General features: G+C 71.8%; 23 protein-coding genes and 1 tRNA gene. 14 read left to right on the top strand and 10 right to left on the bottom strand.

The window, feature by feature from the left end; all coding sequences use genetic code 11:
• Positions 1–178: 178 nt before the first annotated feature.
• The 6 genes from mscL to M4J07_RS16580 form a co-directional block, all read right to left on the bottom strand.
• Positions 179–658, bottom strand: coding sequence for a large conductance mechanosensitive channel protein MscL (mscL, locus tag M4J07_RS16605; protein WP_305127801.1), 480 nt, complete (start codon positions 656–658; stop codon positions 179–181).
• Positions 659–772: 114 nt separating this feature from the next.
• The gene (locus M4J07_RS16600; RefSeq protein WP_255972576.1) at positions 773–1,300 is read right to left on the bottom strand and encodes a hypothetical protein; all 528 of its coding nucleotides are present in this window, start codon (positions 1,298–1,300) and stop codon (positions 773–775) included.
• Between the two features lie 193 nt (positions 1,301–1,493).
• Positions 1,494–2,348 carry an S-methyl-5'-thioadenosine phosphorylase gene (locus tag M4J07_RS16595; RefSeq protein ID WP_255972574.1) on the bottom strand — a complete coding sequence of 285 codons (855 nt, stop codon included), beginning with the start codon at positions 2,346–2,348 and terminating at the stop codon, positions 1,494–1,496.
• Positions 2,349–2,447: 99 nt separating this feature from the next.
• Positions 2,448–2,804 (bottom strand): FmdB family zinc ribbon protein, encoded by a 357-nt coding sequence (locus M4J07_RS16590; RefSeq protein WP_255972572.1) that lies wholly within the window; start codon positions 2,802–2,804, stop codon positions 2,448–2,450.
• Positions 2,805–2,873: 69 nt separating this feature from the next.
• On the bottom strand, positions 2,874–4,166 hold the full coding sequence (locus M4J07_RS16585; protein WP_255972570.1) for an MFS transporter: 1,293 nt from the start codon (positions 4,164–4,166) through the stop codon (positions 2,874–2,876).
• Between the two features lie 273 nt (positions 4,167–4,439).
• Positions 4,440–5,945, bottom strand: coding sequence for a potassium/proton antiporter (locus tag M4J07_RS16580; protein WP_255972583.1), 1,506 nt, complete (start codon positions 5,943–5,945; stop codon positions 4,440–4,442).
• A gap of 185 nt (positions 5,946–6,130) precedes the next feature.
• Here M4J07_RS16580 and M4J07_RS16575 point away from each other — a divergent pair, with 185 nt between their 5' ends.
• Positions 6,131–8,911 carry a penicillin acylase family protein gene (locus tag M4J07_RS16575; protein WP_255972568.1) on the top strand — a complete coding sequence of 927 codons (2,781 nt, stop codon included), beginning with the start codon at positions 6,131–6,133 and terminating at the stop codon, positions 8,909–8,911.
• 76 nt (positions 8,912–8,987) lie between these two features.
• On the opposite strand, the gene M4J07_RS16570 is transcribed toward M4J07_RS16575, so the two are convergent.
• On the bottom strand, positions 8,988–9,611 hold the full coding sequence (locus M4J07_RS16570; RefSeq protein ID WP_255972566.1) for a 5-formyltetrahydrofolate cyclo-ligase: 624 nt from the start codon (positions 9,609–9,611) through the stop codon (positions 8,988–8,990).
• A gap of 94 nt (positions 9,612–9,705) precedes the next feature.
• Between M4J07_RS16570 and galU the strand changes: the two genes are divergently transcribed.
• The 7 genes from galU (at position 9,706) to M4J07_RS16535 (ending at position 15,196) form a co-directional block, all read left to right on the top strand.
• Positions 9,706–10,608 (top strand): UTP--glucose-1-phosphate uridylyltransferase GalU, encoded by a 903-nt coding sequence (gene galU, locus M4J07_RS16565; protein WP_255972564.1) that lies wholly within the window; start codon positions 9,706–9,708, stop codon positions 10,606–10,608.
• Positions 10,609–10,612: 4 nt separating this feature from the next.
• The gene (gene glp, locus M4J07_RS16560; protein ID WP_255972562.1) at positions 10,613–11,965 is read left to right on the top strand and encodes a molybdotransferase-like divisome protein Glp; all 1,353 of its coding nucleotides are present in this window, start codon (positions 10,613–10,615) and stop codon (positions 11,963–11,965) included.
• A 94-nt stretch (positions 11,966–12,059) separates the two neighbouring features.
• A complete protein-coding gene (moaC, locus tag M4J07_RS16555) occupies positions 12,060–12,560 on the top strand; it encodes a cyclic pyranopterin monophosphate synthase MoaC (RefSeq protein WP_255972560.1) in 501 nt (166 codons plus the stop codon).
• Positions 12,557–13,069, top strand: a complete 513-nt coding sequence (locus M4J07_RS16550) for a MogA/MoaB family molybdenum cofactor biosynthesis protein (protein ID WP_255972558.1) — start codon at positions 12,557–12,559, stop codon at positions 13,067–13,069. The genes moaC and M4J07_RS16550 overlap by 4 nt, the downstream gene beginning before the upstream one ends.
• Positions 13,066–13,734: a GNAT family N-acetyltransferase gene (locus M4J07_RS16545; protein ID WP_255972582.1), complete on the top strand. Its 669-nt coding sequence runs from the start codon at positions 13,066–13,068 to the stop codon at positions 13,732–13,734. Before M4J07_RS16550 ends, M4J07_RS16545 begins: the two co-directional genes overlap by 4 nt.
• A 172-nt stretch (positions 13,735–13,906) precedes the next feature.
• Complete coding sequence (gene sepX, locus M4J07_RS16540) at positions 13,907–15,031, top strand: divisome protein SepX/GlpR (protein ID WP_255972556.1); 1,125 nt, start codon at positions 13,907–13,909, stop codon at positions 15,029–15,031.
• Between the two features lie 91 nt (positions 15,032–15,122).
• Positions 15,123–15,196, top strand: a tRNA-Ala gene (locus M4J07_RS16535).
• A gap of 70 nt (positions 15,197–15,266) precedes the next feature.
• Here the strand turns inward: M4J07_RS16535 and M4J07_RS16530 are convergent.
• Positions 15,267–15,779 (bottom strand): GNAT family N-acetyltransferase, encoded by a 513-nt coding sequence (locus M4J07_RS16530; protein ID WP_255972554.1) that lies wholly within the window; start codon positions 15,777–15,779, stop codon positions 15,267–15,269.
• Between the two features lie 46 nt (positions 15,780–15,825).
• On the opposite strand from M4J07_RS16530, the gene M4J07_RS16525 reads away from it, so the two are divergent.
• Complete coding sequence (locus M4J07_RS16525; protein ID WP_255972552.1) at positions 15,826–16,647, top strand: exodeoxyribonuclease III; 822 nt, start codon at positions 15,826–15,828, stop codon at positions 16,645–16,647.
• A 129-nt stretch (positions 16,648–16,776) separates the two neighbouring features.
• Positions 16,777–17,823 (top strand): DUF6528 family protein, encoded by a 1,047-nt coding sequence (locus tag M4J07_RS16520; RefSeq protein WP_255972550.1) that lies wholly within the window; start codon positions 16,777–16,779, stop codon positions 17,821–17,823.
• Here the strand turns inward: M4J07_RS16520 and M4J07_RS16515 are convergent.
• Positions 17,780–18,427 (bottom strand): MerR family transcriptional regulator, encoded by a 648-nt coding sequence (locus M4J07_RS16515; protein WP_255972580.1) that lies wholly within the window; start codon positions 18,425–18,427, stop codon positions 17,780–17,782. The two genes, M4J07_RS16520 and M4J07_RS16515, sit on opposite strands and share 44 nt — an antisense overlap.
• 188 nt (positions 18,428–18,615) lie before the next feature.
• Between M4J07_RS16515 and M4J07_RS16510 the strand changes: the two genes are divergently transcribed.
• The 4 genes from M4J07_RS16510 to M4J07_RS16495 all read left to right on the top strand — a co-directional run bounded on the left by M4J07_RS16510 (position 18,616) and on the right by M4J07_RS16495 (position 22,300).
• Positions 18,616–20,166, top strand: a complete 1,551-nt coding sequence (locus M4J07_RS16510; protein ID WP_255972548.1) for a flavin-containing monooxygenase — start codon at positions 18,616–18,618, stop codon at positions 20,164–20,166.
• Entirely contained in the window at positions 20,163–21,107 is a 945-nt protein-coding gene (locus tag M4J07_RS16505; RefSeq protein ID WP_255972546.1) for an alpha/beta fold hydrolase, read from the top strand. Before M4J07_RS16510 ends, M4J07_RS16505 begins: the two co-directional genes overlap by 4 nt.
• Positions 21,104–21,979 carry an SDR family oxidoreductase gene (locus M4J07_RS16500; protein WP_255972544.1) on the top strand — a complete coding sequence of 292 codons (876 nt, stop codon included), beginning with the start codon at positions 21,104–21,106 and terminating at the stop codon, positions 21,977–21,979. The genes M4J07_RS16505 and M4J07_RS16500 overlap by 4 nt, the downstream gene beginning before the upstream one ends.
• Positions 21,980–22,093: 114 nt before the next feature.
• Positions 22,094–22,300: a hypothetical protein gene (locus M4J07_RS16495; protein ID WP_255972542.1), complete on the top strand. Its 207-nt coding sequence runs from the start codon at positions 22,094–22,096 to the stop codon at positions 22,298–22,300.
• Positions 22,301–22,408: 108 nt separating this feature from the next.
• Here M4J07_RS16495 and M4J07_RS16490 read toward each other — a convergent pair whose 3' ends face one another.
• Complete coding sequence (locus M4J07_RS16490) at positions 22,409–25,669, bottom strand: S41 family peptidase (RefSeq protein WP_255972540.1); 3,261 nt, start codon at positions 25,667–25,669, stop codon at positions 22,409–22,411.
• Between the last annotated feature and the right edge of the window lies 1 nt (position 25,670).

Raw genomic sequence — 25,670 nt, 5'->3', positions numbered from 1 at the left:
CGCAAGCCGGAGGCGCGCGACCCGAAGGCCGCGCTGATCTTCGACGACCCGCTGTCGGCGCAGTCCTCCGACGACACGGACCGTGGGTGGGGCGAGCGGCCGGCGGCCGGCGACAACAGCGCCGCCGACCTGGCGCGCTTCCTCGACGAGAAGCCGCCCCACCACCTGTGAAGCGCCGCTAGGACTCGCTGTGCCCCGAGCCGCGCTGCGCCACGAGCGCGTCGCGGATCTCCTTGAGGACCTCCAGCTCGGAAACCTCCAGCACCTCCTGCGTGCCCTCCTTCGCGGCGTCCATCCGGGCCTTCCTCGCCAGGTACTTCGCCATGGGCAGGACCATCAGGAAGTAGACGACCGCGGCCGTGATCAGGAAGCTGAGGACGGCGCTGAGCACCGAGCCCCACATGATCGGGACACCGCTGATCACATCGCCCGCTTCGTTGGTCTGGCACGGACCCTTGAGGCAGGAGCGGTAGTGATCGAGATCCTTGGTGCCGAAGGCGCCGACCAAGGGGTTGATGACTCCCTTGACCACCGCGTTCACGATGTTCGTGAACGCGGCGCCGATGACGACGGCGACCGCGAGGTCGATCACATTGCCGCGCATGAGGAAGGCTTTGAAGCCCTCCCACAAGCTCGGCTCGTTCTTCTCGCTCACCAGAAGGCCTTTCTTCACATGTGCAGGTTGTGGAGCAAACGACTCCGCAACCTACGTCAGCGTGGGTCAGACCTGTCCAATTCGGTAACTCGATCGGGGGACTTGACGCGAGGTGAGTCACCACACGGTCACCGCCAACCGGGATGATGCGCCCGCACCCGCGAGCCGGATGGCCGTCTCCCGCCCCACCGACAGCACCACCAACGCCCCACCGGACAGCGCAGGTTCGCCCGCACCGCCGGATCCCGGGGACGACTCCTCCTCCGGCACCGAGGACACCCGCGCGCCCGACGCCAGGACCCGGACCCCCGGCCCGCCGTCCGCCCGGCCCGCCACCACGTCCACCCGGTCACCGGGACGCAGCAGCCGCACCGCCCCCGCGTCCGCGATCCGCACCGGCGCCGACACGATCGTGGCGGGCCCGCGCGCCCGCTCGCCCGGCGGGGCCTGCGCCCGCTCGTGACCGGACCCGGGACCGGCCGACGGCACCGCGGCCACCAGGGCCGCCGCCGTCAGCGCGAGCCCTGCCGCCGCCGCGGACCGGCGCCGGCGCTGCCGTGGACGGGGCAGGCGCCATCCGGCGCGCACCCGGACGGGCGGGAAGTCGGGCACCTCGGACGTCGGGGGAGTGGATGCAGCGGACACGGGCGTCACCACCTGCGGGATCGGAGTCGTTCGCAGTCGAACGGACGGGCACCTCGCCCGTCTCGCCGACCACGATCCGCCTCCGCGCCGGATCCCGCTGAACCCCGTGCGCTACCGAGCGGTTGTGGACAACTCCGCCGCCCGAACGGGAGGTTCAGGCCGCCCGAACGGGAGGTTCAGGCCGCGCGACGGATCACGGCAGCCGGATCCCCGGGTCCATCCCGCCGAGCGCGGCCGGGCACAGGCAGTCCCGCTCGCCGGTGGCCGGAAGCCCGGCGACCGCGTCGAAGAGCACCGTGCGCAACCGGTCCACGTTCGCCGCGAACACCTGGAGCACCTCGTCGTGCGAGACGCCCTCACCGCTCTCCGCCCCCGCGTCCAGGTCCGTGACCAGGGTCAGCGACGTGTAGCAGAGCTCCAGTTCACGGGCGAGCATCGCCTCCGGGTGCCCGGTCATGCCGACCACCGACCAGCCCATCGCGGCATGCCACCGCGATTCGGCCCGGGTCGAGAAGCGGGGACCTTCGACGACGACGAGCGTCCCGCCGTCCACCGGCTCCCAGTCCTTGCCGCGTGCGGCCTTCACCACGACCTTGCGCCCCACCGGGCAGTACGGGTCGGCCGGCGAGACGTGCACGACGTTCGGCACGGTGCCGTCCGGCAGCGGGTGGCCGTCGAAGTAGGTCTGCGCGCGGGACTTCGTACGGTCCACGAACTGGTCGGGGACCAGCAGCGTCCCCGGCCCGTACTCGGGCCGCAGACCGCCCACCGCGCACGGGCCGAGCACCTGGCGCACGCCGACCGAGCGCAGCGCCCACAGGTTGGCGCGGTAGTTGATGCGGTGCGGCGGCAGATGGTGGCCGCGGCCGTGCCGGGGCAGGAAGGCGACCCGGCGCCCGGCGATCTCGCCGAGGAAGAGCGAGTCGCTGGGCGGGCCGTAGGGGGTGTCCACCTGGATCTCGGTCACGTCGTCCAGGAACGAGTAGAAGCCTGAGCCGCCGATCACGCCGATCTCGGCCTCGGTGCGTGGGGTCGCGTTGGTCGCCATGGTCAGCACAGTAGCCAAGGCGGGAACGCCGAAGACCCTGCCGTCGGGGACGACAGGGTCTCGTGGGACGCCGTGGGACGCCGTCGGAGTGGGTCGCGCCTAGGCGGCGGACGACGACGAGCCGGAAGAGCTGCTGGAGGAGCTCGACGAACCCGACGAACTCGACGATGCGGTCGAGGCCGACTTCGAGTCGGAGGACGTCGACGAGGTCGACTTCGACTCCGACGAGCCCGATGTCTTCGATGCCGAGGACGACGCCGGGCTGCTGCTCGACGAGGAGCCGCGGCTGTCGTTGCGGTAGAAGCCGGAGCCCTTGAAGACGATGCCGACGGCCGAGAACACCTTCTTCAGGCGGCCACCGCAGTTGGGGCACTCGGTCAGGGCGTCGTCGGTGAACTTCTGCACCGCCTCGAGGCCCTCGCCGCACTCGGTGCACTGGTACTGGTAAGTCGGCACTGTGTCTTCCTCCTGGCACTCTCACTCAATGAGTGCTAACGACGCTCCATAGTGGCCTATTCCACGGGATCAGTCCACTGCCACCGGCACGCGGTGACCGACGCCACGTGCCACGGTCCGCCCCGCGGAGGGCGGAGCGAGCCGCGAACGCAGCAGGAACATGAGCATCAGGGCGAGCACGGTGCCGCCCATCGGGACCAGGAATCCGGCCCCGTCCCAGAACCGGTCCTCCAGCTGTCCCGCCACCGTCACGGCCGCCGCCTGGCCGAGTGCGACCGCCCCGGTCAGCCAGGTGAACGCCTCGGTGCGGGAGCCCGCGGGGACGATCTTCTCGACGAGCGTGTAGCCGGTGATCAGGGCGGGCGCGATGCACACGCCGACCAGCAGGCCGAGCCCGGCGAGCAGCAGCACGGACTGCGCCGCCCACAGGCCGGACGCCATCACGGCGAGCGCCGTGTAGGCGACCAGGAGGCGGCGCTGCGGGGAGACCTTCCAGGCGATGGCGCCGCAGACGATGCCGGAGAGCATGTTGCCCGCGGCGAAGATCCCGTACAGGACGCCGTTCATGCCGGGCTCGCCGATCGCCTCCGTGTAGGCGGCGAGCGAGACCTGCATGCCGCCGAAGACCGAGCCGATCCCGAGGAACGTCACGATCAGGACCCGCACGCCCGGCACCCGCAGTGCGGAGGCGTGCTCCACGCGCGCGTGCCCGTCGGCCCGGCCCACCGGGGGCTGGGTGCGCTTCTGGGCGGCGAACAGCAGGCCGCCGACGAGGGTCAGCGCGGCCTCGGTGATCAGACCGGCGGCCGGGTCGATGCCGGTGCACAGGGCGGTCGCGAAGAGCGGGCCGAGGACGAACGTGAACTCGTCGGTGACCGACTCGAAGGCGGCGGCGGTCTGCAGCAGCGGCGAGCCCTGGAGCCGCACGCCCCAGCGGGCCCGCACCATGGGCCCGATCTGCGGCGTGGAGGCGCCCGTCGGCACGGCCGCGAGGAACAGGGACCAGGTGGGCGCCCCGGAGAGCGCCAGCGCGGTCAGCGTGAGCCCCGATGCGGTGTGCACGAGGACGCCGGGGAGCAGCACGGCGCGCTGCCCGAAGCGGTCGGCCAGCTTGCCGGTGCAGGGCGCGAACAGCGCCATGGAGACACCGGTCGTGGCGGACACCGCGCCCGCGGTGCCGTACGAGCCGGTGGTGTGCTGGACGAGCAGCACGATCGAGATGGTCAGCATCGCGAACGGCTGGCGCGCGGCGAAGCCGGGGAGCAGGAACGTCCAGGCCCCGCGGGTGCGCAGCAGCTGTCCGTAGCCCGGGCGCCGTGCTCGCCCCGAGTCGGGTTCGGTGACCGTGGCCTTGTCCGGCACGGCCCTTGCCTTTCTGCCGCCTGGTGACGCGTCGCCCTCTGGTCGAGAAGGTGCCGCGCCGAGAGCCGTCCTCATGCGCCGGGAACCGAGTGATACCTACGGTCCGCGCCAGGAGAGGCCCTGGGCCAAGCAGATCAGCGAAGTGCTGCAAGGGGACCGCGGCCGCTTTGCGGTCGCGCCGGCTCTACGTCAGGCAGAGTCGGTGGAACTGTGGATCTGGGAATCGTGGCCGGCCCGAGCGTGGTGTGGGCCGACCGGTCCATGGTAACGGGGTCAACGGGTGGTGGGGTCGCCGCCCGTGCCCAGCCAGCCGGCCAGCTTGCCGCCGTGGGCGACGGCCCGCAGGCGCGCCTCGGCCGCGTCCCGTACCGGATCGGTGGCCACGACCAGCAGCTCGTCGCTGGTGCGCAGCACCGTGGTGGGTGCGGGCACGAAGGAGGTCCCGTCGCGGACGACGAGGGTGACGGCGGCGCCCTTGGGCAGCCGCAGTTCGCCGACCTCCACGCCGTGCATCCGGGAGCCCTGGGGGACGGAGACGGACAGCAGGTGCCCGCGCAGGCGCTCCAGGGGCGCCGATTCGATGCCGAGGTCGGCGGCCCCCGAGCCCTCCCCGAGCCGCAGTTTCCTGGCCAGCCAGGGCAGTGTGGGCCCTTGGACGAGGGTGTAGACGACGACCAGGACGAAGACGATGTTGAAGATGCGGCGGCTGCCGGCGACGCCGGTCACCATCGGGATGGTCGCCAGGATGATGGGCACGGCGCCGCGCAGCCCCGCCCACGACATCAGGGCCTGTTCCCGCCACGGCATGCGGAAGGGCGCCAGGCTGATGACGACCTCCAGGGGGCGGGCGATCACGGTGAGCACGAGTCCGATGAGGAGTGCGGGCACTATGTCGTCGGCCAGCTCGTGCGGGGTGACGAGCAGACCGAGCAGGACGAACATGCCGATCTGGGCGATCCAGCCGAGGCCCTCGGCGAATCCGCGGGTGGCCGGCCAGTGCGGCAGCTTCGCGTTGCCCATCACCATGGAGGCCAGGTAGACGGCGAGGAAGCCGCTGCCGTGGGCGATGGCGCCCGCGGCGTACGCGACGGTGGCGATGGCCATGACGGCGATCGGGTAGAGGCCGGAGGCGGGCAGCGCGACGTGGCGCAGTCCGTAGGAGCCGAGCCACCCGACCGCGAGTCCTATCGCCGCGCCGATCGTGAGCTCCAGGGCGATCTCGCCGATGAGGTGGTACCAGTGCTCCACGGGTCCCGCGGCGGAGAACGCGACGACGAGGATGACGACGGGGGCGTCGTTGAAGCCGGACTCCGCCTCCAGGACGCCGGTGATGCGCGAGGGGAGCGGCACCTTACGTAGGACGGAGAAAACGGCCGCTGCGTCCGTGGAGGACACCACCGCGCCGATGATGAGGGCCTGCCGCCATTCCAGGCCCACCAGGTAGTGCGCACCCGCCGCCGTCACGCCCACGCTCACCGCGACGCCGGCGAGGGACAGCGCGGCGGCCGCCGGGAGCGCCGGTCTGATCTCCTTCCACTTCGTGCCCAGACCGCCCTCGGCCAGGATCACGACGAGCGCCGCGTATCCGATGACCTGGGTCAACTCGGCGTTGCTGAAGGAGACGTTGCCGATGCCGTCCTGACCCATGGCGATGCCGATGCCGAGGTACAGGAGCAGGCTTGGCAGCCCGCTGCGCGAGGAGATGCGCACCGCGGCGACCGCGACGAGCAGCACGAGAGCGCTGACGAGCAGGAGCTGGTTGAGGTGGTGGACAGTCAGGGGCTGTTCCTTCCGTGCTGCGGAGTTACTTCGTTACCTTACCTAATCGTTAACGCGTTCTTGACGCCCGGCCGCCTTGTGGAAGCCCCGCGGGCACCCGCTTCTTGACTCCGCGTCCGGCCCCGCACCGCACTGCTCGTATGGTTGCTCTCGCCCGCCGCTAGCGAAGGACAGCAAGGATCGCGATGCCCTCCACTACGAACGCCTCTTCCGGCCGCCAGCCCGGCAAGAAGAAGGGGCGCCGAGCCCGACTGATCGTGATCGTCCTGGTGTTGGCCGTCGTCGCGGGCATCGGATACGGCGCCTACTGGAGCGTGGACGGCGTGCGCGCCTCCATGCCACAGACCACGGGCTCCGCCGACATGGACGGGCTCGACGGACCCGTGCAGGTCAAGCGGGACGGCTACGGCATCCCGCAGATCTACGCCTCCTCGGACGAGGACCTGTTCATGGCGCAGGGCTACGTCCAGGCGCAGGACCGCTTCTACGAGATGGACGTGCGCCGCCATACGACCTCCGGTCGGCTCTCCGAGATGTTCGGCAAGAGCCAGGTCAAGACCGATGAGTTCCTGCGGACCCTGGGCTGGCACCGGGTCGCGCAGGAGGAGTACGAGTCCAAGCTCTCGCCGGAGACCAAGAAGTACCTCCAGGCGTACGCCAAGGGGGTCAACGCCTACCTGGCGGGCAAGAGCGGCAAGGAGATCTCGGCCGAGTACGTGGCACTCGGCTTCGAGAACGACTACAAGCCGCAGAAGTGGACGCCGGTCGACTCGGTGGCCTGGCTGAAGGCGATGGCCTGGGACCTGCGCGGCAACATGCAGGACGAGATCGACCGCTCGCTGATGACGAGCCGCCTGGGCCCGCAGCAGATCAAGGACCTCTACCCCGCCTACCCGTACGACCGGAACAAGCCGATCGTGCAGGAGGGCGCCTACAACAGCGCCACGAAGTCCTACGACCCGGCCGCCTCCGCCTCCGCCACGCAGTCCACCGGCGGCGCCGCGGGCACCGGCCTGACGGGCGGCGCCGCGGGCACCGGCCTGACGGGCGGCACACAGGCCCCCGGCGACCTCCAGAGCCAGCTCGGCGGGGTCGCCGACGTCCTGGACCAGATCCCCGACTCCGCGGGCCTGGGACCGAACGGCAACGGCATCGGCTCCAACTCCTGGGTGGTCTCGGGCGACCACACCATCACCGGCAAGCCGCTGCTCGCCAACGACCCGCACCTGGCGCCGCAACTGCCCTCGGTCTGGTACCAGATGGGCCTGCACTGCACGAGCGTCTCCAGCAAGTGCCAGTACGACGTGTCGGGCTACACGTTCGCCGGCATGCCGGGCGTGATCATCGGCCACAACGGCAAGATCTCCTGGGGCCTGACCAACTCGGGCGCCGACGTCACCGACCTCTACCTGGAGCGGTTCAACGGCGACGGCTACACGTACGACGACAAGACGCTGCCGTTCAAGACCCGCAAGGAAGTCATCAAGGTCGCCGGCGGCAGCGACAAGACGATCACCGTCCGCGAGACCAACAACGGGCCGCTGGTCTCCGACCGCAACGACGAGCTCGTCAAGGTCGGCAAGAAGGCCTCGGTCGACGCCACGGCACCCGACCGCGGCGACGGCTACGGGGTCGCGCTGCGCTGGACCGCGCTGACGCCCGGCAACACGATGGACGCGGTCTTCGAGATCGACAGGGCGCAGAACTGGAGCGACTTCCGCAAGGCGGCCGCCGACTTCCAGGTGCCCTCGCAGAACCTCACGTACGCCGACACCGAGGGCCACATCGGCTACCAGCTGCCGGGCCGCATCCCGATCCGCGGCGAGGGTGACGGCTCGCTGCCGTCGCCGGGCTGGGACTCCAAGTACCGCTGGACCGGCTTCATCAAGCAGAGCGAGCTGCCCTACGAGTACGACCCCGAGCGCGGCTACATCGTCACGGCCAACCAGGCCGTGGTCGGCGAGGACTACCCGTACACGCTCACCACGGACTGGGGCTACGGCACCCGCAGCCAGCGCATCACCGACCTGATCGAGTCGAAGATCAAGGACGGCGGCAAGATCTCCACCGACGACATGCGCACCATGCAGATGGACAACAGCAGCGAGATCGCGAAGCTGCTGGTGCCCTACCTGTTGAAGATCGACGTCAAGGACAAGGACGTCAGGGAGGCGCAGCAGCTCCTGGAGAACTGGGACTACACCCAGAACCCGGACTCGGCGGCGGCCGCCTACTTCAACTCGGTCTGGCGCAACATCCTGAAGCTCGCCTTCGGCAACAAGCTGCCCAAGGAGCTGCGGGTCAAGGGCCAGTGCCTGAGCGTCACCCCGGTCGACACCACGGGCCCGGCCGACGAGGACCGCAAGGTGCGCGAGTGCGGTGAGCGGGACGCGGACTCGGCGCAGCCGGACGGCGGCGACCGCTGGTTCCAGGTCGTGCGCACCATCCTCAAGGACCAGAAGAGCGAGTGGTGGCAGGCGCCGAAGACGCGCACCGACAAGGCCTCCGTCAACCGCGACCAGCTGTTCGGCCGCGCCCTGAAGGACGCGCGCTGGGACCTGACGGCCAAGCTCGGCAAGGACATCGACACCTGGAGCTGGGGCCGGCTGCACAAGCTGGAGCTGAAGAACCAGACCCTCGGCACGGCGGGTCCCGGCTGGCTGCAGTACGTGCTCAACCGCGGCCCCTGGAAGCTCGGCGGCGGCGAGGCGGCGGTGAACGCGACCGGCTGGAACGCGGCGGGCGGCTACGGGGTCAACTGGGTGCCGTCGATGCGGATGGTGGTGAACCTGGATGATCTCGACAAGTCCAGGTGGATCAACCTCACCGGCGCTTCGGGCCACACCTTCAGCTCCCACTACACGGACCAGACCGACAAGTGGATCAAGGGCGAGCTGCTGCCGTGGCACTTCACGGACAAGGCCGTCGGCGACAACACCTCGGACACGCTGGTCCTGAAGCCGTAGCGATCCGACGAGAAGGCGGGAAGACGAGAAGGGGCCTCCGCGCGCGCGTGGAGGCCCCTTTCGCATGGGTGGGCGGCTAGTTGAAGCGCCGGACCCCCGAGGGCGTCACGACCGCGTCCACGGCCTTGTCGTGCGCCTCCTCGGGGAGATGTGCGACGACCTCGAAGTCGTGCAGCAGCACCACGAGGGCCGGGTGTGCGCCGGCGGCCTCCAGCCGGGCCAGCACCCGGTCGTACGAGCCGCCGCCCCGGCCGAGCCGCATCCCGCGCCCGTCGACGGCGAGCCCCGGCAGCAGGACGGCGTCCGCCGCCAGCACGGCGTCGGGCCCGAGGTGTTCGCCGCCCGGTTCCAGGAGGGCCATCTTTCCCTGGTGCCGGACGCGGACGAGCGAGGAAGCGCCTTCGTACGCGCCCCAGTCCAGGTCGTTGTCGTCCAGCAGCACCGGCAGCAGGACCCGCGTCCCGCGCGCGCGGAGGGCGTCCAGGAGCGTGCCCGTGCCCGGCTCGCGGCCCACGGAGACGTACGCGGCCACCGTGCGGGCCGTCGCCAGTTCGGCCAGGTCGAGCGCGCGCTCGGCGACAGCCCTTTCCGTCTCCCGCACGTCATCCTCCGGCAACGCGTTCCTCACCGCGAGGAACTCCCGCCGCAATGTGCGCTTGTCAGGGTGGGCGCCACGCGGGTCACCCGTGTGCTGGCTCATGGTCGGCTCACAAGTCTCTCCTAATCCACGCATATATGTGCCATCTAAGCGGACCCACAGATTCCGCCCATGGCGGCCGGTTAAGGTGACGGGCATGACTGACTCGCACACCAGGATCACCAAGGCTGTCATCCCGGCCGCCGGTCTCGGCACCCGGTTCCTCCCGGCCACGAAAGCCACTCCCAAGGAGATGCTTCCGGTCGTCGACAAGCCGGCGATCCAGTACGTGGTCGAAGAGGCCGTGTCCGCGGGTCTCGATGACGTCCTCATGATCACGGGCCGCAACAAGCGCCCGCTGGAGGACCACTTCGACCGCAACTACGAGCTGGAGTCCGCCCTTCAGAAGAAGGGTGACGCCAACCGCCTCGCGAAGGTGCAGGAGTCCAGCGACCTCGCCACCATGCACTACGTCCGCCAGGGCGACCCCAAGGGCCTCGGCCACGCCGTCCTGTGCGCCGCCCCGCACGTCGGCAACGAGCCCTTCGCGGTCCTCCTCGGCGACGACCTGATCGACCCGCGCGACCCGCTGCTCGCGCGCATGGTCGAGGTCCAGGAGCAGCACGGCGGCAGCGTCATCGCGCTCATGGAGGTGGATCCGGCGCAGATCCACCTCTACGGATGCGCGGCCGTGGAGGCCACCGCCGACGGGGACGTCGTCAAGGTCACCGACCTCGTCGAGAAGCCGGACCCGGCCGACGCCCCCTCGAACTACGCGATCATCGGCCGCTACGTCCTGGACCCGCACGTCTTCGACATACTGCGCCGGACCGAGCCGGGCCGCGGCGGCGAGATCCAGCTCACCGACGCCCTCCAGCAGCTGGCCGCCGACGAGAAGGTCGGCGGACCCGTGCACGGCGTCGTCTTCAAGGGTCGCCGCTATGACACCGGTGACCGGGGCGACTATCTGCGTGCCATTGTCAGACTCGCGTGCGAACGTGAGGACCTGGGCCCGGACTTCCGGACCTGGCTTCGCAGTTACGTCACCGAGGAGATGTAGCACCTTGAGCAGCGCGACCACGGCGTCCACCGCCGGCCAGCAGCACATCTGGTCGGTGGACGAGCACCTTGAGGACATCCTCAGCACCGTCCACCCGCTCGACCCCATCGAGCTCCAGCTCCTCGACGCACAGGGCTGTGTGCTCGTCGAGGACGTGACGGTGCCGGTCTCGCTGCCCCCGTTCGACAACAGCTCGATGGACGGGTACGCGGTGCGCGTCGCCGATGTCGCGGGCGCGAGCGAGGAGTTCCCCGCCGTGCTCACCGTGATCGGCGACGTCGCCGCGGGCCAGGCCGGGCAGCTCACGGTCGGTCCCGGCCAGGCGGCCCGCATCATGACCGGCGCCCCGCTGCCGTCCGGTGCCGAGGCCGTCGTCCCGGTCGAGTGGACCGACGGAGGGCTCGGCGCGGGCCCGGTCGCCTCGATGACCGCCCACAGCGCGGCTCCTGAGGGCGCGTCGGGCGAGGTCCGCGTGCACCGCCCCGCCGAGGCCCGCGCGCACGTCCGCGCGCAGGGCAGCGACGTCCGCTCCGGTGACCGCGCCCTCAGCGCGGGCACGGTCCTCGGCCCGCCGCAGATCGCCCTGCTCGCCGCCATCGGCCGCGGCACCGTCCGGGTGCGCCCGCGCCCGCGCGTGGTCGTCGTCTCCACCGGCAGCGAACTCGTGCAGCCCGGCGAGCCGTTGGGCCCCGGCCAGATCCACGACTCGAACAGCTTCGCGCTCACGGCCGCCGCCCGCGACGCCGGCGCGATCGCCTACCGGGTGGGCGCGGTCTCCGACGACGCCGAGACGCTCCGCTCCACCATCGAGGACCAGTTGATCCGCGCCGACCTGATCGTGACGACCGGCGGGGTCAGCGTCGGGGCGTACGACGTCGTGAAGGAGGCACTCTCCTCGATCGGCGACCCGGACGAGGAGGACGGCATCGGCGCCGGCAGCGGCGTCGAGTTCCGCAAGCTGGCGATGCAGCCGGGCAAGCCGCAGGGCTTCGGCTCCATCGGCCCCGACCACACCCCGCTGCTCGCCCTGCCGGGCAACCCCGTCTCCTCGTACGTCTCCTTCGAGGTGTTCGTGCGGCCCGCGATCAGGACGCTGATGGGCCTGCCCCGGGACACCGTGCGGCGCCCCGTCGAGCGCGCCGTCCTGACGGCCGACAAGGCCCTGACCTCGCCCGGCGGCCGCCGCCAGTTCCTGCGCGGCGCGTACGACGCGGAGGCCGGCCAGGTCGCCACCGTCGGCGGTTCCGGCTCGCACCTCGTCGCGGCCCTCGCGCACGCGGACGCGCTGATCGTGGTGCCCGAGGACGTGACGTCGGTGGAGCCGGGCACCGAGGTGGACGTGGTCCCGCTGGGCTGACCGGTCCGGTGGCCGGGGGCTCGCGGTACCGTGTCGCGCAAACAGTCCGGCGCGCCGCACCGCGCACGGCTCGGATCGGGAGCGCCACAGCACCATGAGCACTTCGCAGGACCGGTTTGATCGGCTCACCCACATCGACGAGGCGGGTGCCGCCCGCATGGTCGACGTGTCGGACAAGGACGTCACCGCGCGCACCGCCCGCGCCAGCGGCCGCGTCCTCGTCTCGCCGCGCGTGGTGGAACTGCTGCGCGGCGAGGGCGTGCCCAAGGGCGACGCCCTCGCGACCGCGCGGATCGCCGGGATCATGGGTGCCAAGCGCACGCCCGACCTGATCCCGCTCTGCCACCCGCTGGCCGTGTCCGGGGTGAAGCTCGACCTGTCCGTGGCGGACGACGCCGTGGAGATCCTGGCCACCGTGAAGACGACGGACCGTACGGGCGTCGAGATGGAGGCCCTCACCGCGGTCTCGGTCGCGGCGCTCACCGTCGTCGACATGGTCAAGGCGGTCGACAAGGGCGCGGTCATCACGGACGTGCGCGTCGAGGAGAAGACCGGCGGCAAGTCGGGCGACTGGAACCGCGGGTCCCGGTCATGACCGACGCCTACCGCGCCCTCGTCGTCACCGCCTCGAACCGGGCCGCCGCCGGGGTCTACGAGGACAAGGGCGGACCGCTGATCGCCGAGGCCCTGCGGACGCTGGGCTTCGCCGTCGAGGGACCCCAGGTCGTGCCGGACGGCGACCCCGTCGAGGCCGCGCTGCGGTCCGCGGTCGAGGCCGCGTACGACGTCGTCGTCACCACCGGCGGCACCGGGATCTCGCCCACCGACCGCACCCCCGAGGCGACCGCCCGCGTCCTCGACGCCGAGGTGCCCGGCATCCCGGAGGCGATCCGGGCGTACGGGCGGGAGAAAGTGCCGACCGCGGCGCTCTCCCGTGGCCTCGCGGGGGTCGCCGGGCGCACACTGATCGTGAACCTGCCGGGGTCCAGCGGGGGAGTCAGGGACGGCCTGGCCGTCCTGGAGCCGCTGCTGACCCACGCCGTCGACCAGATCCGCGGCGGCGACCACCCCAGACCCGATGCCCACGCCGGGGGTGCGCACTGAACAGCCCGTCCTGGCCCGTCGTCCTGGCGGAGGGCGATGTCGTCCTCCGCCCCATAAGGCTGCGCGACCAGCGTGCCTGGCGCGAGGTGAACCGGCGCAACCGCGACTGGCTGCGCCCCTGGGAGGCGACGATCCCGCCGCCCACGCCGAGCGGCCCGATCACCCACCGCCCGACCTACCGTCAGATGGTGCGCCATCTTCGCTCGGAGGCGAACGCGGGCCGGATGCTGCCCTTCGTCATCGAGTACCAGGGCCGGCTCGTGGGGCAGTTGACCGTCGCCGGCATCACCTGGGGATCCATGTGCTCGGGCCACGTCGGGTACTGGGTGGACGAGGCCGTGGCCGGACGCGGAGTGATGCCGACGGCCGTCGCCCTCGCCGTCGACCACTGCTTCCGCACGGTCGGGCTGCACCGCATCGAGGTCTGCATTCGGCCGGAGAACGGGCCGAGCCGCAGGGTCGTGGAGAAACTCGGATTCCGCGAGGAGGGGCTTCGGCCACGGTATCTCCACATCGACGGCGGCTGGCGGGACCACCTCGTGTTCGCGCTGACCGCCGAGGAGGTCCCGGAAGGTCTCCTCAAGCGCCGCCGTCGCGAGCGCCGGGGCAACACCGCAGGTCCGGCCACCCCCAACAGCGTGGATCCGGGTGCCCCCTCGAAATAAAATAAATGTTCGAAATTGATCGGCGAGGGACCGCCAGAGGCATTAAATTCGCGTCCCGGTCAGCCAGTTGATCGCATCAGTCGCAAAAAAAGCTCGAAATATCAGCCAGATCGTGCGACACACCGGCCCAATTGGCGGATGGCCCCACGCAAACCCCTCTACGGTGTGAGGCGTGAGCAGCAGCGGCCTCATCTACGCAGTCATCGTCGGGGCCTGGGCCGCCTACTTGGTGCCGATGTGGCTCCGTAGGCAGGACGAGCTGAACGAAGCCCGTCCGACGGAACGCTTCAGCACCGCCATCCGGCTTCTCTCCGGCCGGGCGGGCATGGAGCGCCGGTACGCCAAGGACCTGCAGGCGCGCTCGCCCGAGGCGGACGAGCGGCGCGGCGACCCGGTCGACCCGGACGCGACCACCGACGCGGTGGACGTCCGGGCCTTCGTCGTACGCCCGGAGCCCGCCCGGGAGCCGGAACCCGAACCGGAGCCGGCGCCCGCGCCGGAGCCCGCCCCGGTCAAGTCCCGCCCGGTGCGCGCCACTTCCGCGGAGGCGCAGGCCCGGGCCCGGCGCACCAAGGCGCTCGCGCGCCGCCGCCGCACCACCGTGCTGCTCTTCGTCGCCTTCACCGCCGGTGCCGTCGTGGCCGGCGTCGGCGGCGTCCCGTTCCTGTGGGCGCCCGCCGTGCCGGCCCTGCTGCTGAGCGCGTACATCGTGTACCTGCGGGCCCAGGAGCGCCGTCGCTTCGCCTACGTCATGGACCGGCGCCGCGCCGAGATCGCCGCGCAGCGGCTGCGGGAGCGCCAGCCGCGCAGGCGGCAGGCGGCCGGCGGACGCGTCGCGGCCGAGTACGCCGACAACGCGGAGGAAGGACCAGCCGGCGGCGAGCCGGCCACCGACCCCGGCCTGGAGGCGCTCGCCGCCGACCGGCGCGCGCTCGTCGAGCAGACCGACCACGCGGAGTGGGTAGACCAGCAGCGCGAGCGGCAGGCCCGCCCCGGCCCCGGCGACAGCTGGGACCCGGTCCCCGTGCCGCTGCCCACCTACGTGACCGCCCCCGTCGCCCCGCGCGGCACCGGCGGCATCGACTACGGCGCTCCGGAGACCTGGAGCTCGGCCCGGTCCTCCGCCGCCGAGCAGGCCGCCGCCCCGGAGCCCGAGGAGCAGCCCGCCGCCGACGACGGCCGCAGCGACGCCCGCCGCGCCGCCTCCGCCCGGCGCTCCCGCGAGCGCGGCCGCACCCCGCTGTTCGACCAGTACGACGACGGCACGGGCAAGCGGCCGCGCGCCGCCAACGAGTGACCGGGGCCACAGCGGAGGTCCCGGGGCTGACCAGCCGGGGAGCGGATTTCCGAGCACCCCGATCGGGGTGCTAGAGTTTCACTCGTTGCAAGGGCCTGTGGCGCAGTCTGGTAGCGCACCTCGTTCGCATCGAGGGGGTCTGGGGTTCAAATCCCCACAGGTCCACTGCAATTGGAGCCCCGCCGGGTTTACCCGGCGGGGCTCTTGCCTGTTCCCGGACTTATCCGGCGCGCGCTCAGTCCTGGAGCGGCTTCGCGTAGCAGCGGCTCAGCTCGTCGAAGCGGTAGTGGCCGAACTTGGGGCAGGGCTCGTAACCGCTGGACGTGTAGAGGGCTATCGCCTCGGGCTGCTTGGTGCCCGTCTCCAGGACCATGCGCAGCCGGCCCGCCGCGCGGGCGTCCGCCTCCAGGGCCGCGAGGATCCGGCGGGCGAGGCCGAGGCCGCGGGCCTCCGGAGTGACGTACATCCGCTTCAGCTCGGCGTCGCCGTCGGCGTACGCCTCCTCGTTCGCGTCCTGGGTGCGCCAGCCGCCCGTCGCGAGCGGGGTGCCCTGCTCGTCGTAGGCGATCAGGTACAGGCCCCGCGGGGCGTCGAACATCGAGGGGTCGAGGGGTGTGACATCGCCCTCGTCGCCGTAGCGCTCCGCGTACTCGAGCTGTACGCGGTCGTTCAGGGCGATCGCGTCGGGGTGGCCGAAGGAGACGGGGCGCAGGGTGAGCGCCGAGGCCGGCGCGGGCTGGATAGTCATGCGTAGCATCGTAACTCTATGCTGGCGATTGCGGCTGACTCGTCCAGTGTGCCGGTACCGTGACCGGGTGCTGACTGTGACCACTGTGAATGTGAACGGGCTGCGGGCCGCCGCCAAGAAGGGCTTCGTGGAGTGGCTGGCGGAGACCTCCGCCGACGTGCTGTGTCTCCAGGAGGTGCGCGCCGAGCCGGAGCAGCTGCCCGCCGAGGTGCGCGAGCCCGAGGGGTGGCACGTCGTGCACGCCCCGGCCGGGGCCAAGGGCCGGGCCGGTGTCTCCCTCTACACGCGGCGCGAGCCGGAGCGGGTGCGGATCGGCTTCGGGTCGGCCGAGTTCGACGGCAGCGGCCGGTACGTGGAAGCGGATCTGCCGGGCGTCGTCGTCGCCTCCCTGTACCTGCCGTCGGGCGAGGTCGGGACCGAGCGGCAGGACGAGAAGATCCGGTTCATGGACGAGTTCCTCGGGTACCTGAAGGAGCTGCGGGTGCGGGCCGCCGCCGACGGGCGCGAGGTCGTCGTCTGCGGCGACTGGAACATCGCGCACCGCGAAGCCGACCTGAAGAACTGGAAGGGCAACAAGAAGAACTCCGGGTTCCTGCCCGAGGAGCGGGAGTGGCTGGGGCGGGTCCTCGACGCCACCGACGGCGGATACGCGGACGTGGTGCGGGGGCTGCACCCGGACGTCGAGGGCCCGTACTCGTGGTGGTCGTACCGCGGGCGCGCCTTCGACAACGACACGGGCTGGCGGATCGACTACCAGATCTCGACGCCGGGCCTCGCCGGGCGCGCGGTCAAGGGGTTCGTCGAGCGGGCCGCCACGCACGCCGAGCGCTGGTCGGACCACGCGCCGGTGACCGTCGTCTACGAGTAGGCCGCACAGGCCCGAGGCAGGCCCGAGGCAGGCTCGTTCAAGGGCTTACGTCCCCTCGTACGGCATGGCAGATTTTGGTCGCGTACATGATGAGTTCGCGGTCAACTGCCGACTGTACGGGGGGACTTCATGTCTCGTTCCGATCATGCCTCTGCCGTTCCTGCCTCTCGTGTCACCGGCCGGCGCGGGCTGCTCCTCGGGGCCGCCGGGGCCGGGCTCGTGCTCGCCGGAGCCGGGGCCGGGCAGGCGCAGGGGGCGCCCGCGGGGGCGCCGCCGGTGCTGCTCACCGAGCAGGCGAGCAAGCGGATCCTGGTGCTCGATCCCGGGGCCGGCGTGTGGGATCCCGCCGCCGATCCGTCCGTCGTGAAGTGGGCCTTCTCGCCGGTCGGCGACCCCAGGTACCGGGATCTCGTGCCCGATGACAGCTGGGTGTACCCGAGCGAGGCCAAGGTGCGCAGACACCGGGGGCGGACGTACGTGCTGACCACGGCGTCGTTCGGGTTCGTGGCCGCCGTCGAGGTTCCGTCCGGGCGGCGGTACTGGGGGGCGGCCCTCGGTCCCGGCGACGACCTGTTCAACCCGCACACCGCCGAGATCCTGCCGGACGGGAACATAGCCGTCGCGTGCAGCACGGGCGCCCTCGTGCGGCTGTACGCGGCCTCGCTGGGGCCGCACGCCAAGCGGTACACCGAGGTCGGGCTGAAGGGCGCGCACGGGCTGCACTGGGACGGTGCGCGGCGGCTGCTGTGGGCCATGGGGGACGACGAGCTGGTGGCCTACGAGGTGGCGGGGACGCGGGTGCGGCCCGCGCTGGTGCGGCGGTCCGCCGTGGCGCTGCCCGTCGCCACCCCGGGGAAGTCGGCGGGCGGGCACGATCTGTTCCCCGTCGCCGGGCGGCCGGGGCGGATGTGGGTGACGACCAGCGCCTCCGTGTTCCAGTACGACATCGCCGCCGGCGCCTTCGTGCAGGACTTCGCCGGGGCCGACGAGATCGTGCGGAAGTCGGTGAAGTGCGTGGGCAACGATCCGTGGACCGGCCGGGTCGTCACCACCGTGCCGGAGAAGGGGCTCGGCGAGACCTGGTGGACGACGACGGTGAGCGTGCACCGGCCGCCGGGCACCTACAAGCTGGTCAACGGCGGGATCTATAAGGCGCGCTGGTGGCTTCCCCGCTGAGCTTGCGGTCCAGGGCCATCGAGAGTTCCGCCTCCACCACCGACTTGGCCAGGGGGCGCAGCCGCTCGACGTCCTTCTCGGCGGCGTGGGCGAGGACGAGGTCGGCGAAGAGGGTGGCCAGGGAGTCCGCGTGCTCGCGGACCCGCTTGGCCGCCGCGAGCACCTCGGCGAGCGGGATGCCCTCGCGGACCAGCGCCGCCGAGACGTCGAGGAGGCGGCGGCTGATGTGCACGATCTCCTCGCCGTCGGTGCCCAGGTAGCCGAGGTCGAGCGCGGCCTGGAGGTTCTCCGGGGTGTCCTGGCCGGCGAAGTAGTCGGCGAGTTCGGGGGCGGTGAGGCGGACCGGGGTCTCCTCGGTGGGGGCGCCGATGCCGAGGAGCTCACCGACGTCGCGGCCGCGGTCGAACGCCTCGGAGAGTTCGGCGATGCCGTTGAGGGTGTGGCCGCGGTCGAGGAGCGCGGCGATGGTGCGCAGCCTGGCCAGGTGGGTCTCGTCGTACCAGGCGATGCGGCCCTCGCGGCGCGGGGGCCTGATGAGGCCGCGCTCGCGGTAGAAGCGCACGGTGCGCACCGTGATGCCGGCCGCCTCCGCCAGCTCCGCCATGCGGTATTCGCGGTGTTCTTCCTGCTTGTCGCTGCGGTCCGCTGCTTCTTCTGCCACGCCGGAAACCCTATGTCGTACCGACGGTAACTTTCCTGGGCCCGACCCCTACCCATCAGTACGCACCTGCTCTACTCTCCGAATTGCGCCAGTGTTCACTGGCGGGATCGTGCGGCAAAGGAGGCGCCGGGATGGGCACGGACGAGCGCGGGCATGAGCACGTGCGGGTGGCGGTGATCGGGTCCGGGTTCGGCGGTCTGGGCGCCGCGGTCCGGCTGCGCCGCGAGGGCATCACCGACTTCGTGGTCCTGGAGCGGGCCGGCACCGTCGGCGGCACCTGGCGCGACAACAGCTACCCGGGGTGCGCCTGCGACGTACCGTCCCACCTGTACTCCTTCTCCTTCGCGCCGAACCCGGACTGGCCGCGCACCTTCTCCGGCCAGGAGCGGATCCACGAGTACCTGGAGCACGTCGCCGACACCTTCCGGCTGCGCCCGCACATCCGCTTCGACTCCGAGGTGAAGCAGGCGCGCTGGGACGCCGAGAAGCTCTGGTGGGAGATCGAGACCGCGAGCGGCACCCTCACCGCCGACGTCGTCGTCTCCGCCACCGGACCGCTCTCCGACCCGAAGGTCCCCGAGGTCCCCGGCATCGACTCGTTCACCGGCAAGGTCTTCCACTCGGCCCGCTGGGACCACGACTACGACCTGCGCGGCAAGCGCGTCGCCATGATCGGGACCGGCGCCTCCGCCATCCAGATCGTGCCCGCGATCCAGCGCGAGGTCGGGCGGCTCACCCTCTTCCAGCGCACGCCCCCGTGGGTGATGCCGCGCGCCGACCGCGCCATCACGAAGGCCGAGCGCTGGCTGCACCGCCAGCTGCCCTTCACCACCCAGGCGCGCCGCGGACTCCTGTGGGGCATAAGGGAGTTGCAGGTCCAGGCGTTCACCAAGCGGCCCAACGAGCTGGGCCTGGTGGAGAACCTGGCCAAGGCGAACATGCACCGCGCGGTCAAGGACCCGGCGCTGCGCGCCAAGCTCACTCCCGACTACCGCATCGGCTGCAAGCGGATCCTGCTGTCCAACACCTACTATCCGGCGCTGGCCCAGCCGAACGTCGACGTCGTCGCCTCCGGGCTGAGCGAGATCCGCGGGAACACCCTGGTCGCCGCCGACGGCAGCGAGGCCGAGGTCGACGCGATCATCTTCGGCACCGGGTTCCACGTCACCGACATGCCGATCGCGGACCGGGTGACCGGGGCCGACGGCGACACGCTCATGCAGTCGTGGAAGGACGGCATGAAGGCGCTGCGCGGCGCCACCGCGGCCGGCTTCCCGAACTTCATGACGATCATCGGGCCCAACACCGGCCTCGGGAACTCCTCGATGATCCTGATGATCGAGTCCCAGCTGAACTATCTGGCCGACTACATGCGGCAGCTGGACGTCCTCGGCGGCCGCGTCGCCCTGAACCCCCGCGAGACCGCCGTCACCGGCTGGAACAACCGGGTCCAGGACCGGATGAAGCGCACCGTGTGGAACACCGGCGGCTGCACCAGCTGGTACCTCGACGCCAACGGCCGCAACACGACCGTCTGGCCCGGCACCACCACGGAGTTCCGGCAGGCCACCCGGCACGTCGACGTCGGCGAGTACGAGGTCGTGCGCCCGCCCGTCGCCGAGCGTCCTGCCACGTCCCGTACCGCCAAGCGCACGAAGAAGGCAGAGGTGAAGGCCGCATGAGCCGCCTGATGCACGTGACGTCCGGGCCGTTCGCCCCGCCCGTCGCCGCCCGCGAGCTGACCGTCGAGTCGGCGGACGGGGCCCGGCTGCACGTCGAGGTGCACGGCCCCTCCGAGGACACGGCGGCGCCCACCGTGGTGCTCGCCCACGGCTGGACCTGCTCGACCGCCTTCTGGGCCGCGCAGGTGCGGGACCTCGCCGCCGACCACCGCGTGGTCGTGTACGACCAGCGGGGGCACGGCCGCAGCCCGGCCGCCGTGCAGCTCCCGTACACCCCCGAGATGCTGGCCGACGACCTGGTCGCCGTGCTCGGCGCGACGCTCGGTCCGGGGGAGCGGGCGGTGCTCGCCGGACACTCCATGGGCGGCATGACGATGATGGCCGCCGCGAAGCGGCCCGAGTTCAAGGAGCACGCCGCCGCCGTCCTGCTGTGCAGCACCGGCAGCTCGGGCCTCGTCTCCGAGGCGACCGTGGTGCCGATGCTCGGTGCGGGCACCCTGCGCACCCGGCTCACCCGCTCGATCCTCGGGTCGAAGGCGCCGCTCGGCCCGGTCACGCCGGTCGGCAAGAAGGTCCTCAAGTTCGCGACCATGGGCCCGGGTTCGTCACCGGACAAGGTGGAGGCCTGCGCGCGCATCGTGCACGCCTGCCCGCGCGGTGTCCGGCACGGCTGGTCGCATGTGCTGGAGACGCTGCAACTCGACGACCACGTCGGCGAGTTGACGATGCCGACGGCCGTCGTCGTCGGGACCGCGGACCGGATGACGCCCGCCGTGCACGCCCGGCGGATCGCCGCAGCGCTGCCGGACTGCGTGGGCCTGACCGAACTGGCGGGCCTCGGCCACATGACACCCATCGAGGCTCCGGAAGCCGTCACGGCGAAGATCCGCGAGCTGTCGGACACCTACGTACAGACGGAGAAGGGGGCGGATGTCGCATGAGCAAGGTCAGTCTGGAAGGGCAGGTCGCGGTCGTCACGGGCGCCGCGCGCGGAGTCGGTGAGCTGCTCGCCCGCAAGCTGTCGGCGCGCGGCGCCAAGATCGCCCTGGTCGGCCTGGAGCCGGACGAGCTGAAGCAGGTGGCCGGGCGGCTGCACGCCGACGCCGACTGGTGGCACGCGGACGTCACCGACCACGAGGCGATGGCGCAGGTCGCGCGGGAGGTGAAGGAGCGGTTCGGGAAGGTCGACATCGTCGTGGCGAACGCGGGCGTCGCGACCGGCGGGCCGTTCGTCGACTCCGACCCCGTCGCCTGGCGCCGGGTGATCGAGGTGAACCTCATCGGGTCCGCCGTCACCGCCCGCGCCTTCCTGCCCGTCCTCATGGAGTCGCGCGGCTACCTGCTGCAGATCGCCTCGCTCGCCGCGATCACGCCCGCGCCGATGATGACCGCGTACTGCGCGTCGAAGTCGGGCGTGGAGGCGTACGCGCACAGCCTGCGCGCCGAGGTCGGCTACAAGGGCGTCCGGGTCGGCGTCGGCTATCTGTCCTGGACCGACACCGACATGGTGCGCGGCGCCGACCAGGACGACGTGATGCGCGAGCTGCGCCAGCGGCTGCCCTGGCCGTCGAACAAGACGTATCCGCTGGGCCCGGCCGTCGACCGGATCGTGGCGGGCATCGAGCGGCGGTCGTCGCACGTGTACGCGCAGTGGTGGCTGCGCGGCATGCAGGGCATCCGCGGCTACCTGCCCGCGGTCATCGGCTCGGTCGGGCAGCGCGAGATGCGCCGGTTCGAGCCGCGGCTCGGCAGTGTGTCGCGCGGTCTCGTGGGGGCCGGCGGCGCCGCCGACGAGCAGGTACGAGAGCGCTGACCTGCGGTTCTCTCCCTTCGACACGGTCGGTCATTGATCGAAATGCGATGAATGTCCGGCCGTGTCAGGCTGGTCGAGGCCCAATCCCCTCACCCACCAACGGGAGTGAACAGCATGGGCATCATGGACCAGTTCAAGGACAAGGGCGAAGAGCTCTCCAACAAGGCCAAGGACGCCATGGGCGGCGCCAAGGACGAGTCGAGTGAGCGAGCCCAGCAGGCGCAGGACGAGGCGAGCGAGCGCAGCTCGCAGGCCCCGGACCAGGCGCAGCGGGCCGCCCAGGAGGCACAGGACAAGTTCGACCAGGACTACGACGCCTGACGCTTCCCCCTGAGCGAGTCGGACCCCACCCGGGACGCCGGGTGGGGTCCGATTGCGTCTGCCCGGCGTCCCCCTCCTCCCTGCCCGAAGCCGCCCGAAGCCGCCGCCCTACCGGGGCGGCAGCTTCGGGCGGCGGCGGTCCGGCACGTCCGTGTAGTCCGGCGGGTCGAGGGCGCCCTGTTCCCGCAGCAGGTCGAGGGCGAGGTGCACCGCGTCGTCGAGCTGCGCGTGCCGGCCCTCCGCCCAGTCCAGCGGGGTGCGCAGGACCTCGATGTCCGGGTCGACGCCCCGGTTCTCGACGGACCAGCCGTACTCGGGGAACCACGCCGCGTTCATCGGCACCGTGATCACCGTGCCGTCGCCGAGCTTGTGCCGCCCGGTCATGCCGACCACGCCGCCCCAGGTGCGCTGGCCGACGACCGGGCCGAGCGCGAGCAGCTTGAACGCCGCGGTGATCATGTCGCCGTCGGACGAGGTGGCCTCGTCGGCGAGGGCGACCACCGGTCCGCGCGGCGCGTTCGACGCGTACGACACGGGCTGCGCGTTCCGCGTCAGGTCCCAGCCGATGATCTTCCGGGTCAGTTTCTCGACGACCAGCTCGCTGATGTTGCCGCCCGCGTTGCCCCGGACGTCGACGATGAGCGCGGGTCGCGACACCTCCATGCGCAGGTCCCGGTTGAACTGCGCCCAGCCGGACCCGCCCATGTCGGGGATGTGCAGATAGCCGCACTTGCCGTTGCTCAACTCCCGTACCACGGCACGGCGTTTGGCCACCCAGTCCTGGTAGCGCAGCGGCCGCTCGTCGACGAGCGGGACGACCGCGACGCGGCGCGCCCGGCCCTCGCCCTCGGCCGGGGTGAAGGTCAGCTCCACGGTCGTGCCGCCCGCGCCCGCCAGCAGCGGGTACGGGCCCGTGAGCGGGTCGACCGGGCGGCCGTCGACATGGGTGAGGATCGCGCCCTCGCGGATGCCGGTGCCCGCGAGCGGGGAGCGGGCCTTGGAGTCGGACGAGTCGCCGGGCAGGATCCGGGTGAGCATCCAACTCCCGTCCCGGCAGACCAGGTTGGCGCCGAGCAGGCCCTGGGCGCGCTGGTAGTGCGGCGGGCCCTCGTTGCGGCGGGCGGCGGCGACGTAGGCGTGCGAGGTGCCTAGTTCGCCGAGGACCTCCCGCAGCAGGTCGGCGAACTCGTCGGGGGACGCGACCCGTTCGACCAGCGGCCGGTACTGGTCGAGGACGGCGTCCCAGTCGATGCCGCACATCCGCGGTTCCCAGAAGTAGGCCCGGATGAGCCGGCCCGCCTCGTCGAACGACTGGCGCCACTCGGCGGCCGGGTCCACCTCGTGCAGGATGCGGCGCAGGTCGATCCAGATCGTGGAGTCGTTGTCGCCCGCCTCGGCCGACGGCACGGCGCTCAGCTCGCCCTCGTCGCCGACGACGAGCCGGGTTCCGTCGCCGCTGACCGCGAACCAGTCCATGTGGTCGACCAGTTGGGTCTTCTTGCCCTTGGCCAGGTTGAAGTGTTCGAGGGTCGGCTGGGACGAGGTGTCGGCCGGGTTGGCGAAGGTCTCGCCGAGCGCGCCCGAGATCGGCCAGCGCAGCCAGACGAGCCCGCCGCCGGCGACCGGGTACATCGCCGAGTACTTGGAGGCCGCGACGGGGAACGGCACCACCCGGTTGGGCAGGCCCTCGATCTCCACGGTCGGCGTGCCGTCCCCGGTGGCGCCCGTGTCGTCGGCCGGGTCGAGGCCCCCGGCTGCCGTGCGCCCGTCGGGGGAGAGGGCGAACGGGGACGGGGTCGCCGACGACAGCGGTACGAGGTAGGGGCGGCAGCCCAGCGGGAACGACAGGTCGCCGGTGTGCACGTCGTAGACCGGGTCGAAGCCGCGCCAGGACAGGAACGCGAGGTAGCGGCCGTCCCGGGTGAAGACCGGGTTCTCGTCCTCGAAGCGGCCGTTGGTGACGTCGACGATCGTGCGGTCCTTGATGCGGGCCATCTTGATCTGCCGCAGCGAGCGGCCGATGCGCGGGTGCGACCAGGTCAGCCAGGCGCCGTCCGGTGAGAACGCGAGATCGCGGACCGGACCGTTCGTGGACCGGATCAGCTCGGTGACCTCGCCGTTCGACTCCTCCGTCGCGTCGATGAGGAGGAGCCGGCCGTCGTTCGAGGCGATGGCGAGGCGCTCGCCGTCCGGGGCGGAGACCAGTTCCTGGACGCGGCCGAGCCCCCCGGAGGCGAGCCGGCGCGGCTCCCGGTCGCCGCTGGCGCGCGGCAGGTAGGCGATCTCGACGGCGTCGTCGCCCTCGGCGTCGGTGACGTAGGCGACCTGCCCGCCGGAACCGAGCATCTCGGGGAGCCGGACCCGGACGCCCGGGGTGTCGGTGATGGTGCGGGCCGGGCCGTCCCGGTGCGTCAGCCAGTACAAGGAGCCGCGCACGACGACCGCGCTGGCCCGCCCCGTCTCGTCGACCGAGAGCGCGTCGACGTGGTGGGCGGCCGGCACCTGGTAGCTGCGGCGTCCGGCGCGCGGGCCGCCGAGCCGCACGGTCAGCCGGCGCGGCTCGGAGCCGGGGCCGAGGTGGTCCAGGATCCACAGCTCGCCCGCGCACTGGTAGACGATCCGGGTGCCGTCGGACGAGGCGTGCCGGGCGTAGAAGGCGTCGTGGTCGGTGTGCCGGGTCAGGTCGGAGCCGTCGGGCAGGCACGAGTAGACGTTGCCGACGCCCTCGTGGTCGGAGAGGAACGCGATCCGGTCGCCGACGAACATCGGGGCGTCCAGATGTCCGTCGAGGTCGGCGAGGATCCGCTGCCCGTGCACCCACAACCGGCCCTGCGCGCCGCCCCGGTAGCGCTTCCAGGCGGCCGGCTCGTGCGGCGGCGTGCCCGTCAGGAGCAGGGTCCTGCGCTCCCCGTCGATGTCGGCGACCTGGATGTCGCTGACCGGGCCCCAGGGGAGCTTGCCGCCGGGGGAGCCGTCGGTCGGGACGCTGTAGGCGAAGGTGAAGTAGGAGAACGGCTCGCCGTGCGAGGCCACCGCGAGGACGTCGGCCCGTCCGTCCTTGTCGGGGGGTGACCAGCCGCGGACCTGGGTGTCGACGCTGCCCCAGTACGTGAGGCGGCGGGCGGCGCCGCCGTCGACCGGTGCGAGGTGGATCTCCGGGTCGAGGCTGCGCCAGGTCGTGTACGCGATGTGGCGGCCGTCGGGGGCGAAGCGCGGGTGGCCGATCTTGGTCCGGTCGGCGGTGACCCGCCAGGCCCGCGCGGAGCCGTCCAGGGGGGCGACCCAGAGATCGTCCTCCGCCACGAAACAGAGTCGCTCGCCGCTCAGGTGCGGGAATCGCAGGTACGCCTCGGCTGTCTCTTCTGTCACC

The sequence above is a fragment of the Streptomyces longispororuber genome (genome assembly GCF_024448165.1).
Classification (GTDB): Bacteria; Actinomycetota; Actinomycetes; order Streptomycetales; family Streptomycetaceae; genus Streptomyces; species Streptomyces longispororuber_A.
Note: the sequence above shows the minus strand (reverse complement) of the source record. Positions and strands in the feature narration are given on the sequence as shown.